The organism is Acinetobacter sp. Ver3 (assembly GCF_000632455.1).
Lineage (GTDB): Bacteria > Pseudomonadota > Gammaproteobacteria > Pseudomonadales > Moraxellaceae > Acinetobacter.
Window position 1 is genome coordinate 1 of record NZ_JFYL01000067.1, and the last position, 13880, is coordinate 13880.

The following is a 13880-nucleotide window of genomic DNA, read 5'->3' on the forward strand; positions in this document are numbered from 1 at the left end:
CCTATGATAAATAAAATGGTAAAACCTATCCATGTGAATAAAGCCATAGCCCTAAGTTGTTCTGTATTCCAATCCTCAGGTGTGCCATTAAAGAAAAATATACTTTTCCATCCTTTTATATAATCTGCTCCATCCCATGAAAGAATCCACTTGCAAGTCAAACTCACTGCCAAATAGATCAGTACCCAAACTGCTGTAGACATACTCAACCTTATTATTTTTAATAAATTATTAAAATATAATAACCGATTCTAATTGGTTTATTTAACATAAAAACTCTTATACGAAATTGTTTTGTAACTCCAAAATAGAAATGTCCGGTTTCTCCAAAGTAAAAATGTCCGCTTTTAGAATATGCACTTCTGCAATTTCCTTAGCGGACGGTTTGATATGTTGGTGTCTATGTCGGATAAAGAACTTAAACGATTGTCGGTCTTGCAGGAAATCTGAGATCAACGCATAACTCAATCCCAGGCTGCTCAGCTACTTCATATTTCAGAACGTCAGATCAGACGCTTACTGCAGAAATACAAAGCTCAAGGTCCAGCTGCATTAGCCCATGCCGGTCGTGGCCAAATCAGCAACTCCAAACTTCCTGAAGAACTCAGACTCAAGTGCCTCAATATTGTTTCTGACCAACTCCATGGTTTCGGACCCACTTTAGCGCATGAAAAGCTCACCACCGTACATGGATTCGATCTTTCAGTAGAAACCCTGGGTTCTTGGATGATTGCAGCTGACTTATGGATTCCTTGATCCAAGCGCCTGAAATGCCCGTATCAGCCTCGTTACAACGGGGATTGCTTTGGTGAACTGATCCAAATTGATGGCTCACATCATGACTGGTTTGAAGGACGCGCTGCTAAATGCTGTCTGCTTGTGTTTATCGATGATGCCACAGGAAAATTGCAGCATTTACGCTTCTGTGAGTCAGAATCAGCCTTTGATTATATGATTTCAACACGCTTGTATGTTGAGCAGCATGGTAAGCCGTTGGCATTTTACAGCGACAAACATTCAGTCTTCAGGGTGAATCAAAGCAGCAAGAAAGACACCAAGATTACCCAGTTTGGACGTGTACTCAGCACCCTGAATATCGATATCATCTTCGCCAATTCACCACAGGCCAAAGGCCGTGTGGAACGTGCCAACAGAACCCTTCAGGACCGTCTGATCAAAGAAATGCGCTTGGAAGGTATCTGTTCGATTGAGCAAGCGAATGCCTGGCTACCCTGCTTCATTGAGCAGTTCAATCAGAAGTTCGCCAAGATGGCTTTTAATCCTAAGGATCTACATCGGCCTATCACTGAAACAGCCGAACAATTAGATGATATTTTTACTTGGCGTGAACCCCGCAGAGTCACGAATAGCCTGACGATTACTTTCAGCCTTACGTTGCTTGGTATTCACCGACAGGGCATAAATGATCATTGTGTCCCGATACATTTTTTCAGGCTCAACTTTATAGTCAATTTCCGCAGCACAAACCATTTTTCTACTAACTTCGTGTGACGCTCTACGATAGACTTCACGATCATCACTAGCCAAAGTCAGCTTTCTTCGTAATTCTTGTGCATACTGCATATATACGCTAACAAATTCAGGGTTATTCCCATATTTGAGCTTTATGTATCCCTCAATATCATCACGCACACCATTACTATTTGCATCAATCCCACCAATGGTTTTTGTTTTATCTTCATTTTTTAGGAATTTTGATGTTCTCACTTCTTTTAGTGAATTCTGAATACTTGGATTAAGAAGCGAGGAACAGGCCATCAAAAGTATACTTAAGCAACTCAATGCAATAACCGCTTTTTTCATAGGAATCATTTTACTTTTTTCGTTTAAATTTCGTTTTAGATGTAAAGAGTGTCCAATTAAAATGAGAGTTATAAAGCCAATGGTATTCCTTTTTTTTGCTGGCTAAACGAAAACGCATACAAAGATATGCTACGGTGGCTGCATGTTCTTTGCTATCAAGCAATTCAATACATCTAGTATTGAAAATGGCCCATTTCAGGGCATTAGCTTGATATGCTGAAGGCGTATTAATGACTGCAATAAGATAATGAACAAGAGGATATTCACTGATTGATTTGTCTGCAAGTTTTTGAGTTATAATATTGTTAAGTTCAATAATTTCAGTAGGTTTAATGAAGTCATTGAGTTTGATTAAATTTTGAAAACTTTCTAGCTTTGCTTCTGCTAGTGTTTGATAGAATTCTCGAAACGGCTCAAGCTTTAATTCTTGAGTATCTTCTAAGTAACTATATCCGTTCATGATGATATTCCAGCCAGAATTTTTTCTAATGAAAGTGGACCAGCATAATTTGAAATAGAACTTACTGGACTTTTGGATTTAGATAACCCTGATAATTCTCGTAGATGATTGATAGTTAAAACTTCCTGATCGAAAACTTCCTGAAGATGTGCGGCTAAGTATTGTTCATTTAGCCAATATGCGATGATATCTAAGCCATGAATTGAGTGATGTAATCCGGAACACAGTAAGGCCCTAACTTCGCTTAAAGCCTGGATGGTGAATTGGTAGGAATTATTTTTCTCATAAGCTCTGAACTTAAATTCATTTTTATTCTTATTGTAAAAATAAGCATAGATCCAGCTGAAATGACTACTAAAAAAATAGTGATCAGGTGTTTTAGTGGTAAGGAGCGGGATTTCGATATTCTGTTTAAAAGTTAAATTCAAGTGATAGCTTTGCTGTTTATCACTCAGTTGGAAAAATAAAGCTATCCAGATTTGGTACGCATGCATACATTTTGGATAACACATTAATTTTAAGTTTTTTGAAGATACACGATGACTTTCAATAGCTTTTTTTATAGACAATATGCTGATGTCTCCCCATATTTATGCCAAATGGCTTAAAAATAAACTATAATATTCACGTACTTTTTATAGGGGAGTCAAGGGCTATGCACCCTATATTGTGTTATTAAATTGTAAATTTCACTATATATAGTGTTTTTAATCTTTTTAGCGGTAATTAAAACCCTATTGAATTATGTTTTTAGTAAATATTTAGAATGTTTAAGTTGGATTTACAAGGAATTGCATATGGAGATCAAAGAACTGAAAAAGGTAGAAGTCATTACTGATGTTTTATGTGATGTATGCAACCAATCAACGAAACTAGAGTTTGGAACTTTATCGGCGCATTGGGGCTATGGTTCCAAGCATGACGGGGAAAGATATGAATTGCAGTTATGTGAGAAATGTTTCTTTTATGCCTTAGCGACATTAAGAAAAGAGCGAGCAGATGAGTTTATGTTTGATGAAAACTTTGACCCTTCAACCCTAGATGGGTTTGGGGTGAAGTGAACCTATCATCGCGACAGGTTCTAAGAATCCAGAAAATAATGATTCAGATCCACGCCAGCAACTTCATTTTTAATGGCGAGTAAGGGATTCAGGAAAAATATTTTTCTTTGCTTCGAGGTCACTGATTTCGGAAAAGGCTTGAATACCGCCTGCGGCTTTAATTCCATCTAAAGCGACAGATAGAGCTTCCTGGTCTGACGGGAATGTTTCATCCCATACCGTAGAAGTACCATTTTGGTTTACCACTTCCAGTGTCCATTTACTATCAGGTAATCGATAAATGAGAATTTCAACTTGCTCATTATCCTGTTGTAAAACTTGAGATAAGGGAGAGTCGATTAAATCATTTTCATCATAATCCAGAGTATTGTCATTATCAGACATCAGCGGCAGCCTTTATTGTATTTAACATCCGTCCATAGTAATGAATGAATTAAATTTTGCCTAGCAGTGGATATTATGGAGTACAAAGAATGGCTAAATTTAAAAAATAATTGCCCCGACAATAAAACAAAATAATCCAAAAATCACCCAAATCCAGACATTCGATTTGGGTTGCTCGGTATGTGATGTATAGAGTGGTTGTTGTTCTTGAGTAGGATTCTCTTGGTTGCCAGCTCTGTTCTTATAGGGGTGGTGCTTGGAATAGGATAGGCCTGTGCCTGGAATACCAACGCTGGTTCGGGTGCCTTTTTTGCCAATATTTAAAGAAGCACCAGGTTTGCCAATGCTTGCACTGCTGATGCCTTTATGCGTCAGATTGATTTTTAATCCAGGTAATATTTTAATACTCTTGCGAAATCTGAAGCCCATATTTTTTCCATTTACAAGAACCAGTTTGGTTTCTATCTGAGTTGTCCGGATACAGTGAAATAAGAGTTTGATTCATTCATAGGACTGATCATTTGACTTATCTAGTGAAATATCAGTATGTTCTTTAACATAAGATATTGGTTTTTAGACAATGAATCAAACATCAAATTATTACAATCAACATGCTCAAGCATTTTTTGAAAATACCTATCAGGTTGAGATGGAAAGTCTTTACGCACCATTTCTAAGATATTTGCCGGAACAGGCATTGATCCTGGATTTGGGCTGTGGTTCGGGTCGGGACACTTTGGCATTTAAGAAAAAAGGCTATCAAGTTGAGGCAATTGATTATTCTACCGAGTTGGTTGAAAAGGCGAGAGAGCTGACAGGCATCGAGGTACGTCAGCAAAGTTTTTATGAGCTGAATGAAGTAGCTAAGTATGATGGGATTTGGGCCTGTGCTTCTCTTTTACACTGTGAAAGAGATCGCCTGACTGAAGTGCTGGCGCGCATATTTAAAGCATTAAAGCCAAATGGTGTGTGTTATATGTCTTTTAAATATGGAAATACAGATCGTGAGAAAGAGGGGCGTAGCTTTACTGATCTAAATGAGCAGCAAGCTCATTACTTACTCAAACAAATCGACCAGGCTTTACTTTTACAGCAATGGATTACAGTAGATAAACGTCCAGACCGTACAGAAGAGTGGTTAAATATCCTGATTAGAAAAATGCAGGCTTAGCCATGTTATTTAGTACAGCTGAAATACCAACACCTCAAGAACAGCTGAAATTCTTGAAGCATATTCAGCAGATATTGCAGTCAGGGACTTTTACTTCGACATATAAGTTTGCTTTGCTGATAAGTATCACGCGTCTGGCGATTGAACAGGGTCAAGATACCGGTGCTGCCTTGCATTTGGACTATCAGGATATTGCGGAAAAGTTTATTGACCTGTACTGGAAACAGTCTCTGCCGTTTCAGTTTAACCAGTATGAGCCTTTTACTATTCATCAAAGCACTGGTAAGCAGGCAAAGATCATCAGTGAAATTCAGAATGCACAGCAACAATTCAAGACCTTGGCCGCGTTGAGAAAGGATGTACTTTACTGGAACAGGCTGAAGCGAACAGTTGCGACAACGGTTAAGCAAATGCCGGTAGTATATTTACAGAATCTGAATGGTCAAACCGTAGAGTTTCTCTATCATCTGCAGGATTGCAAACAGTCACTTAAGCTGTTGCCCAAGGTGATGTATTGCTTAAGACAATTCAGTGAAATTATTGAAGAGCTGTGCCAAAAGCGCTGGATTGATTTTGTCCGACTGAACAAGCAGAACCTAGTTGTACTTGATGGCTTGCCTGACCTAGATGAATTCATGTTTGCTCCAAGTCGTAATCAATTGGGGCAGGTCGCGGACTTCTTAATCGACTTACAGCAATGCCAGTGTTTTTACTGTGGCAAAAGCCTGAAAAACTCAAAATATGCCGTGGATCATTTTATTCCCTGGTCTCTATATCCTGCCGATACCGGACATAATTTTGTCCTGGCAGATGATAAATGTAATTCACAGAAAAGTAATTATCTAGCGTCCGAGCAATTCCTAGACCAATGGAGAGAACGTAATCATCTGCATGATCAGGCGATTAGTCGGGAGATTTCGCAACTCGGTTTTTTGACCGATCTGCGGCGTTCACATCGGGTTGCAGACTGGGCCTATCAGCAGGCGATTGAGCATGAGTATTTAGTCTGGTTGGGGGGCAAAGATAAACATATATTGGTTCATCCTATATCTGGTGTCTTTTGAGACGGTTATTCTTTGCAGAGATTCTGTTATCCAAAGACCAATATTTTCAAGAACAAATTGAATATTCAGCAAGATAGTATTCTATAGACAGCTGAATTAGAGCTTTCAGCCCTTACAGACTTTTAACTGGAGGCCTTCATTCTCGCAATATGCTGCTACAAAATTTAGAATATTCACCTGTTTGGAGCTTGAGTTGACAGATCACTTGGCTTGAGCACGACAAATAATGTCCTTTTCCACCTTTTTACTGCTGTATGATTTAGAATTTTAGGTAAAATCATTTGATTAATGATTTACTTATTTGGACTTCCATAACAATGACCCAAGTACAACTGCAACAATTACAAAAACAACTTTGGAATATTGCCAATACTTTGCGCGGTACCATGGGTGCCGATGAATTCCGTGATTACATTCTGGGTTTTATTTTCTTTAAATATTTATCAGAAAAATCGGTGAACTTTGCCAATGAATTGCTCGATGGTGAAGATCTTAGCTTTTTAGAGTTAGATGAAAATAATCCTGAGCATGTGCCATACATCGAAGAAATTAAAAAGAATGCCATTGCCGAAGTGGGTTATGCGCTCACACCAAAACAGCTATTCCATACCTTAGCCGAGCGTGGTCGTCAGGGCGAATTCATTTTGGATGATTTAACTGCGACCTTAAAGTCGATTGAACAAAGCACGTTAGGCACCGACTCTGCCGATGACTTTGCCAACCTGTTTGAAGATTTGGATCTAAACTCGACCAAGCTCGGCAATAATGCTAGTGACCGTAATGCACTGGTGGCGAAAGTCCTGAGTCATTTAGATGATATTGATTTTGATATTTCCAATACCGAAGCCGATGTACTGGGGGATGCTTACGAATACCTGATTGGTGAGTTTGCCTCAGGCGCGGGCAAAAAAGCGGGGGAATTCTATACCCCGCAAACGGTATCGACTTTACTGGCGAAGATTGTTACCCAAGGCAAAGACCGTTTACGTTCAGTCTATGATCCGACTTGCGGTTCGGGTTCGTTGTTACTACGGGTAAAACGTGAAGTTAAAGATGTCGACATGATTTATGGTCAGGAAATGAACCGTACCACCTACAACTTGGCACGCATGAACATGATTCTGCATGACGTTCATTTTGCCAAGTTCGACATCAAGCAGGAAAACACTTTAACCCGTCCGCAGCATTTAGATAAAAAGTTTGATGCGGTGGTGGCGAATCCGCCATTTTCTGCAAAATGGTCTGCCGATCCGTTATTTTTACAAGATGAGCGCTTTGCTGCGTATGGCAAACTGGCGCCAAGCTCCAAAGCCGATATGGCTTTTGTGCAGCACATGCTGTATCAACTGGATGTCAACGGCACCATGGCGGTGGTGTTACCGCATGGCGTATTGTTCCGTGGTTCGAGTGAGGGCGTGATTCGTCAGTATTTGATTGAGCAGATGAACGTGGTGGATGCCATTATTGGTTTACCCGCCAATATTTTCTATGGCACTTCAATTCCGACCTGTATTTTGGTGTTGAAGAAAAACCGTGAGCAGAGCGGTAATATTCTGTTTATTGATGCCAGCAATGATTTTGAAAAGCAGAAGAACCAAAACAAGTTATTGCCTGAGCATTTGGATAAGATTGTTGCGGCATTTGAAAAGCGTGAAAATATTGAAAAATATGCGCATGTGGCGACTTTGCAAGAAGTCAAAGATAATGATTACAACCTGAATATTCCGCGTTATGTGGATACTTTTGAAGCGGAAGCCGAGATTGATTTAGATGCGATTGCAAAACAGCTTCAAGCTTTGGAACACGACAGCCAAAAGACTGATGCCATCATTGCTGATTTCTGCAAAGAGCTAGCCATTGCTTCACCGTTTGCGGAGGTGAAGTAATGGCTACGCCAAAGTTAAGATTTAAAGAGTTTGATGGGGATTGGTCTGAATCAAAATTAAAAGATTGTATAGATTCAATTGATTCAGGTTGGAGTCCTCAATGCGAAAGTTATCCTGCTGATGAGAATGAGTGGGCTGTTTTAAAAACCACATCAGTAGATTGGGATGGCTTTAAGGCTAATTTTAATAAAAAACTTCCATCTAATTTAGAAGCTAGATTTGAGATTGAGGTAAAGCCTAACGATATTTTGGTTACTCGAGCTGGCCCAACTGAACGTGTAGGTGTAGTGGCAGTCGTTCCACATAATGTACGCTCGAAATTAATGATTTCCGATAAGTTAATTAGATTGAAAGCAAATAATGAGAATAATCCTGAATTTTTAGGAATTAGCCTGTCATCTGTAAAATGTCAAAATCAGCTTCAATCTAAAACTTCAGGATTAGCAAAATCGCAGACAAACATTTCTCAGAAAATTTTATGTGATGTAAGTTTGATGACTCCTGCAAAAGCAGAACAAACCAAAATCGCCTCTTTTCTATCGAACGTGGATGAAAAGATCAGCCAACTCACGCAAAAACATGAGCTGCTGAGCCAATATAAACAAGGCATGATGCAAAAGCTGTTTAGTCAGCAGATTCGTTTTAAAGCGGATGATGGAAGTGAGTTTGGGGAGTGGGAGGAAACAACATTAGGAAAAGTAGTGAACTTTCAAAATGGTAAACGTGTACCTCTTAGTGAGTCAGATAGACAGAAACGTCAGGGAAAATATCGATATTATGGTGCATCAGGCGTAATTGATCATATTGATGATTATATTTTTGATGGTCAATATATTCTCATTGGTGAGGATGGCGCAAATATTATTACTCGATCTTCGCCACTAGCTTTTATTGTTGAAGGCCAATTTTGGGTTAATAATCATGCTCATATTTTTCAATCAAAAAATGGCAGTAATGTTTTTTTAGCAGCATACCTAGAAAGTTTAAATTATGAAAAGTTTAACTCTGGCACAGCCCAACCAAAATTAAATTTAGATAATCTAAAGAAAGTTCCTGTTATTAATCCATGTCTTGACGAACAAACCAAAATCGCCAATTTCCTCTCTGCCATTGACCAAAAAATTGAAGTGGTCGCACAGCAAATAGAACAGGCTAAAACTTGGAAAAAAGGCTTGTTGCAGCAGATGTTTGTGTAGGGGGGAAGTTATGGCAAATTGGCTAGTAACCGTGAATTATGCTGAGTTTGATTTAGAAGCAGCTTATGATGCTTTGCCGCAGATTTATTGGAAGAATTCAGCCACTAGTGAAGGTAAAGGGTTACAAATCAATGATATTGTTCATGTATATGTGACCCACCCCATCTCAAAGGTGATGTATCAATTCAAAGTTCTGGGGCATGCGGAAAACTCAGAATACCCAGTAGCACAGAAAGTATTTTGGTCGGATAAAAAGAAAATTGAAAGTTATCTAGGTGGATACTCTATTTTTGAAAAGTTAAACAAAGTGGATAAATCCACTTTGTCTTATGAATATTTCAGACAGGAAAACTTAATTCCTGATGCTCCTATTCAAGGCCGTCGCACAGATCGAGATAAAGCTTCAAATGATCCAATCCGCATTTTTTTAACTCACATTTTTAATGAGTTTAAAACTGATAGTGTGAATACCGACTATCCCGATGAAGCAGGTTTAGAAAATGAAACCTTTCCAGAAGGAGCTAAGCAAACGGTTTTAGTGAATAAATATGAGCGTAACCCTGAAGCAAGGGCTAAATGTATAGAAATTTATGGAACACGTTGTTGCGTTTGTGGCTTGAGCTTTGAACATATGTATGGCTCATTTGCTAAAGATTTCATCCATGTACATCATCTTAAGTCTTTGCACACGATTGGCGAACAATATGAAGTAGACCCTAAAGAAGATCTAAGACCAGTCTGTCCAAATTGTCACGCCATGCTCCATAAAACCGAAAATGGTCTTCCAATGACAATTGAGAGATTAAAACTTTTATATAGCGTTTCTTTGAGGAATCCCCTTAGACAAACATTTGAAGAATAAATTACCCCAACCTTGGCAAGGTCACCGATATTTATACCATTAAATGATGTTAACTATAAGCATATGATTTAATTTATTATTTGTAGTTTTTAGTGGGGTGAAATTTTTAGAAATTTAGATCATTTAAGGGTATTTTGGTCACTTCATATTGGAAATTTTAATCAATAAAAGTCACCTATATTTTGGTGCTAATTTTCATGAGAAATAACAACATTATATAATTTAATATAATGATTCTTGATCCTCATGAAAATTTTTTATATTCAATTGGCTTTGTTGCACAAAGATTTCATAACTATATGATTTTAAAATTTTTGATTATTTTTTGATCCAAAATTAAATTTATTTAAATCAGATGCTTACATATTTATGCAACAAAGCCAATGAAAGCTGTTATTTTGTAGGATCAAATGACCGCATTCCGTATTTTCTTTCATGTCAGAAACCCAACTCAGTCTCAGTGAATACCTGACCACCGTACAGGAAGTCATCCAGCTGACTTTCGATGAAGCGGTATGGGTCAAAGCCGAGATCCGTAATCTCAGCATCAAAGGCGGGCATTACTATCTGGAACTGGCAGAGAAAGATGAAGACAGCCATAAAGTGATTGCCAGCTGTAAAGGCACCCTGTGGAAATTCACCGCACAAAAAATCGTGTTAAGGTTTGAACGGGAAAGCGGCATTGAACTGTCCAGAGACTTGAATGTCCTGATCAAGGTCAAAGCCAAATTTGATCCGCAATATGGTTTCTCCGTCAATATTGAAGATATCGACTCCAGCTTCACCTTAGGTGACATTGCCAAACGCTATCAGCAGATCCTGCAGCGCCTGACCCAGGAAGGCCTGCTCAATAACAACAAACAGCTACCGGCACCTTTTGATTTGCAGAACGTACTGGTCATCGCCCCGGAAAATGCCGCCGGGCTGGGAGACTTTAAAAAAGATGCCGATGCCCTGGATCAGGCGGGTGTCTGCCACTTCGTTTATCATTCAGCCACCTTCCAGGGCAATACTGCCCCAACCAGCATCATGCAGGCTCTGGCCAGTGCACTCAGGCAGTGGGCTCAAGATTACCAGACCGCTCCCGACCTAATTGTGATCATCCGTGGGGGTGGAGCAGTGAATGATCTGGCGTACCTGAACGACTATGATCTGGCTGCACTGTTGTGTAAAAGAACAGTGCCGATCTGGGTGGGCATTGGCCACGAGAAAGACCGCACCATTCTGGATGAAATCGCGCATCGCTCCTTTGATACCCCAAGTAAAGTCATCGCCGGGATCCGTAACCTGATTGTCGAACGGGTCAATGAAGCCAGTACTGCGCTGCAAACCATCAAACTGCTGTCCCAGCATCAGCTGACCGCCTATCAAAGCCAGAATGACCAGTATCTGAAAACCATCCAAACCCTGGCACAAAGCCAGCTCAATGATGCGCAGCGTAGCGTTGATCTGCTGAAAAGCGATACCCAGTATTTTGCCCAGCAACAGCTGCGGCAGGCTGTACAGCAGACCGAATCCCTGATGCGGGAAACCTTGCTACAGAACCCACGAAACGTGATGGCTAAAGGCTATGCGATTGTCCGCAGTCAGGGCAAAGCCATCCGCTCAGTGCAACAAATCACTGGCCAGCAACTCCAGATCGAACTCCAGGATGGCATGATTGATGCCACCGTGACACAGGTAAATACACATGAACAATGAAGAACTCAGTTTCAAACAGGGCTACGAGATTCTGAAGAAGAATGCCGAACTGCTGGAATCGCAGGAAGAACCGGATATTGATAACCTGATGGCGATCGTTGAAGAATCCATGACCGCCTACAAAGCCTGCAAATCAAGGATTGAGGCGGTTCAGCAGGCGCTCAATGACACCTTTAAGGAATAGAAAAAAAGCCTAAGGACCATAAAAACGCTTTGTCTGTTCAGTACGTATTCCTGTACTTAACTGTATAAAACCATGTGTTAGGTACAAAAATATGGACTTAACGATAACGATCAAACCGGATCTGAGCACTCGACCGATTGAACAGGAGAATACCGTCCGTTACTGCAATCCATGCCGGTCTACCTATCAGTGTTTTGAATCTCGTGAAAAACCCCGTGTTCATCTACCTGCATGTGTGGAATCGGGGTATGGGTCAGTTCTGCGATCGCAATCAGGTTTGCGGACATTTGCTTGCCCAATAACGCTCTAGCTTCCGTTACTTTGTCAGAAACTTCACTGGCTTGAGCTGATTCTTCTACAGGGATTTCGTCCTTTGTTGTTTTAGCCATGCGATTTAAGCCTCCTGAGTTGCTTGCAATATGATGAGCTCAATGTTTTACCATAGCGATATGAGTATCTTCCCAGCAGCGATCCGTCCGCAATAGGGGGGCTGGATAGATGTCCGGTTGTTAATTGTCACCTGTTTAACCTAAAAAGGGGTGTTGGCTTAATGGGTAATTTTCAATAATCCCTGCCAGCTGAAATAGTTCTGGGTCAGATGTGTCCGGTTCATCGACCATTTCCGCTGTGGTAAATAACACGATCCCACTGCCAGTTTAGTCTTGCCATATCTGGCTTGCACGGCTTCTAAAGCCTGCATCAGCTGTTCGTTGCTTTCACGCTGGCGATGGTCTGTAAGCAGATCAGGCACATAGCGGGTCTTGCTGACCAGACCGGTCAGAATCACCCCACATTTTTTATACTTTACCTCTGGCTTATAGATGCCTTGCAGTAACTGCATCGCAGCATGAATCAGATCAAGTACACAGTCCGTGGGTTCCGGGAATTCAAAGGCCAACGATTTGCTGTAATACGCTGTGTTTTGATCAAAGGGATTGGATTGCACAAAAGCAATGATACAGCCACACAGCGAGGCATCCGCACGCAAGCGCATGACTGCATCTTGCACATACTTACCCATGGCTTCTTTCAGATCATCCAGCTCAGTAATCCGTTCTCCAAAGGAGCGGCTAGCCACAATCTGCTGCTTGGGTGCAGGAGCATCCTCCAGTTGCAAACAGGAGATGCCCTGTAATTCCAGCACCGTGCGCTGCATCAGCACTGAAAACAAACTTCCCATGCGATGCGCATCCTGCATGGCCAGATCCAGTACCGAATGGATGCCCATCTTGATGCCCAGGGCTTTGGCCTCATTACTGCGGGCCACTGCACAACCATCATTATTGCTCAGCACAATCACTGGACGGTGATTCAGGCTGGGATTAAACACCCGTTCACAACTGACATAACAGTTGTTGATGTCGATCAGGGTATAAATCCGCTCGGGGCTGTTCATCTGAACTTCTTGATGACACTGGTGACTACACCCCAGATCAGCAGGGTCTGACCGTCTTTCAAATGGATATCCGCATAATCCGGGTTTTCCGCCTGTAACCAGCGTTTGTCGCCTTCAATCATCAGTCGTTTGATGGTGAAATCATTGTCGATCAGGGCCAGAACAATATCACCATGCTTGGGCTCAATACTGCGGTCCACGATCAGCTTGTCCTTCAGATCAATCCCGGCATCGCGCATGGAAAGCGATTCCACCTCAACGATAAAGGTAGCCTGCTGGTTCTGGATCAGGAACTCGTTCAGATCCAGGGTCTTGTCGATATAGTCTTGGGCTGGGGAAGGGAAACCTGCAGCCACCTTTTGCAAGGCAACCGGAATCTCATAATGTGTTCTGGCTTCAACCGGAGTAATCGAAGCAACATCATTGCGGGCTGGTTTTTTTATCTGATCCAGATACTGCCTGATCTCCAGTACACGGGCTTCGGGAACCCGGATCACTTTGGTTGGGCCTTCATGAACTGGTTTGCGACCAGCACCTTCACGGGCACCACCATGCTGAAATTCATCCATTTTACTTGTTCATCTTGATTGTGTAACATAATCAAGATGGTAAAACAGCAGTGGAAAAAAACAACTCCATTCGTCGGATTGTGTTCTGAATATCTATCTCACCAGAAGGTGGTTATAGAGGC

15 protein-coding genes and 4 pseudogenes are annotated in these 13880 nt (G+C 41.0%); 10 read left to right on the forward strand and 9 right to left on the reverse strand.

The window, feature by feature from the left end; all coding sequences use genetic code 11:
* Positions 1–203 (reverse strand): hypothetical protein (locus tag CL42_RS13365; RefSeq protein ID WP_035269580.1); only part of this gene is annotated, 203 nt, incomplete at its 3' end.
* A 256-nt stretch (positions 204–459) separates the two neighbouring features.
* Between CL42_RS13365 and CL42_RS16805 the strand changes: the two are divergent.
* Positions 460–1386: pseudogene (locus CL42_RS16805) on the forward strand (ISNCY family transposase); the annotation flags it as partial.
* On the opposite strand, the gene CL42_RS17280 reads toward CL42_RS16805, so the two are convergent.
* The 3 genes and pseudogenes from CL42_RS17280 to CL42_RS13385 form a co-directional block, all read right to left on the reverse strand.
* Positions 1324–1824 carry a hypothetical protein gene (locus CL42_RS17280; protein ID WP_171076799.1) on the reverse strand — a complete coding sequence of 167 codons (501 nt, stop codon included), beginning with the start codon at positions 1822–1824 and terminating at the stop codon, positions 1324–1326. The pseudogene CL42_RS16805 and the gene CL42_RS17280 sit on opposite strands and share 63 nt — an antisense overlap.
* Before the next feature lie 67 nt (positions 1825–1891).
* Positions 1892–2284, reverse strand: a pseudogene (locus tag CL42_RS13380) (hypothetical protein); the annotation flags it as partial.
* Entirely contained in the window at positions 2281–2778 is a 498-nt protein-coding gene (locus tag CL42_RS13385) for a hypothetical protein (protein WP_035269584.1), read from the reverse strand. The gene CL42_RS13385 and the pseudogene CL42_RS13380, both read right to left, overlap by 4 nt.
* Positions 2779–3081: 303 nt before the next feature.
* On the opposite strand from CL42_RS13385, the gene CL42_RS13390 reads away from it, so the two are divergent.
* Complete coding sequence (locus CL42_RS13390; RefSeq protein WP_035269586.1) at positions 3082–3345, forward strand: hypothetical protein; 264 nt, start codon at positions 3082–3084, stop codon at positions 3343–3345.
* 69 nt (positions 3346–3414) lie between these two features.
* Here CL42_RS13390 and CL42_RS13395 read toward each other — a convergent pair whose 3' ends face one another.
* Both CL42_RS13395 and CL42_RS13400 read right to left on the reverse strand, forming a co-directional pair.
* The gene (locus CL42_RS13395) at positions 3415–3729 is read right to left on the reverse strand and encodes a hypothetical protein (protein ID WP_035269587.1); all 315 of its coding nucleotides are present in this window, start codon (positions 3727–3729) and stop codon (positions 3415–3417) included.
* 99 nt (positions 3730–3828) lie between these two features.
* Positions 3829–4158, reverse strand: coding sequence for a DUF4236 domain-containing protein (locus CL42_RS13400; protein ID WP_035269591.1), 330 nt, complete (start codon positions 4156–4158; stop codon positions 3829–3831).
* Between the two features lie 151 nt (positions 4159–4309).
* Here CL42_RS13400 and CL42_RS13405 point away from each other — a divergent pair, with 151 nt between their 5' ends.
* From CL42_RS13405 to xseB, 8 genes and pseudogenes are all read left to right on the forward strand, one after another.
* Positions 4310–4900: a class I SAM-dependent methyltransferase gene (locus CL42_RS13405; protein ID WP_035269594.1), complete on the forward strand. Its 591-nt coding sequence runs from the start codon at positions 4310–4312 to the stop codon at positions 4898–4900.
* Positions 4901–4902: 2 nt separating this feature from the next.
* A complete protein-coding gene (locus CL42_RS13410) occupies positions 4903–5964 on the forward strand; it encodes an HNH endonuclease (protein ID WP_035269595.1) in 1062 nt (353 codons plus the stop codon).
* 317 nt (positions 5965–6281) lie between these two features.
* Entirely contained in the window at positions 6282–7850 is a 1569-nt protein-coding gene (locus CL42_RS13415) for a type I restriction-modification system subunit M (protein WP_035269596.1), read from the forward strand.
* Positions 7850–8368 (forward strand): annotated as a pseudogene (locus CL42_RS17755) (restriction endonuclease subunit S); the annotation flags it as partial. The gene CL42_RS13415 and the pseudogene CL42_RS17755, both read left to right, overlap by 1 nt.
* 39 nt (positions 8369–8407) lie before the next feature.
* Positions 8408–9046 (forward strand): annotated as a pseudogene (locus CL42_RS17760) (restriction endonuclease subunit S); the annotation flags it as partial.
* Positions 9047–9056: 10 nt separating this feature from the next.
* Positions 9057–9908, forward strand: a complete 852-nt coding sequence (locus tag CL42_RS13425; RefSeq protein WP_035269599.1) for an HNH endonuclease — start codon at positions 9057–9059, stop codon at positions 9906–9908.
* Positions 9909–10343: 435 nt separating this feature from the next.
* Entirely contained in the window at positions 10344–11609 is a 1266-nt protein-coding gene (gene xseA, locus CL42_RS13430) for an exodeoxyribonuclease VII large subunit (protein WP_035269601.1), read from the forward strand.
* On the forward strand, positions 11599–11793 hold the full coding sequence (gene xseB, locus CL42_RS13435) for an exodeoxyribonuclease VII small subunit (protein ID WP_005180690.1): 195 nt from the start codon (positions 11599–11601) through the stop codon (positions 11791–11793). Before xseA ends, xseB begins: the two co-directional genes overlap by 11 nt.
* Before the next feature lie 179 nt (positions 11794–11972).
* On the opposite strand, the gene CL42_RS13440 is transcribed toward xseB, so the two are convergent.
* The 3 genes from CL42_RS13440 to CL42_RS13450 all read right to left on the reverse strand — a co-directional run bounded on the left by CL42_RS13440 (position 11973) and on the right by CL42_RS13450 (position 13758).
* The gene (locus CL42_RS13440) at positions 11973–12182 is read right to left on the reverse strand and encodes a hypothetical protein (RefSeq protein WP_016658935.1); all 210 of its coding nucleotides are present in this window, start codon (positions 12180–12182) and stop codon (positions 11973–11975) included.
* Between the two features lie 158 nt (positions 12183–12340).
* Entirely contained in the window at positions 12341–13189 is an 849-nt protein-coding gene (locus tag CL42_RS13445) for a DUF4113 domain-containing protein (protein ID WP_035269602.1), read from the reverse strand.
* A complete protein-coding gene (locus tag CL42_RS13450; RefSeq protein WP_005180682.1) occupies positions 13186–13758 on the reverse strand; it encodes a LexA family protein in 573 nt (190 codons plus the stop codon). Before CL42_RS13450 ends, CL42_RS13445 begins: the two co-directional genes overlap by 4 nt.
* Between the last annotated feature and the right edge of the window lie 122 nt (positions 13759–13880).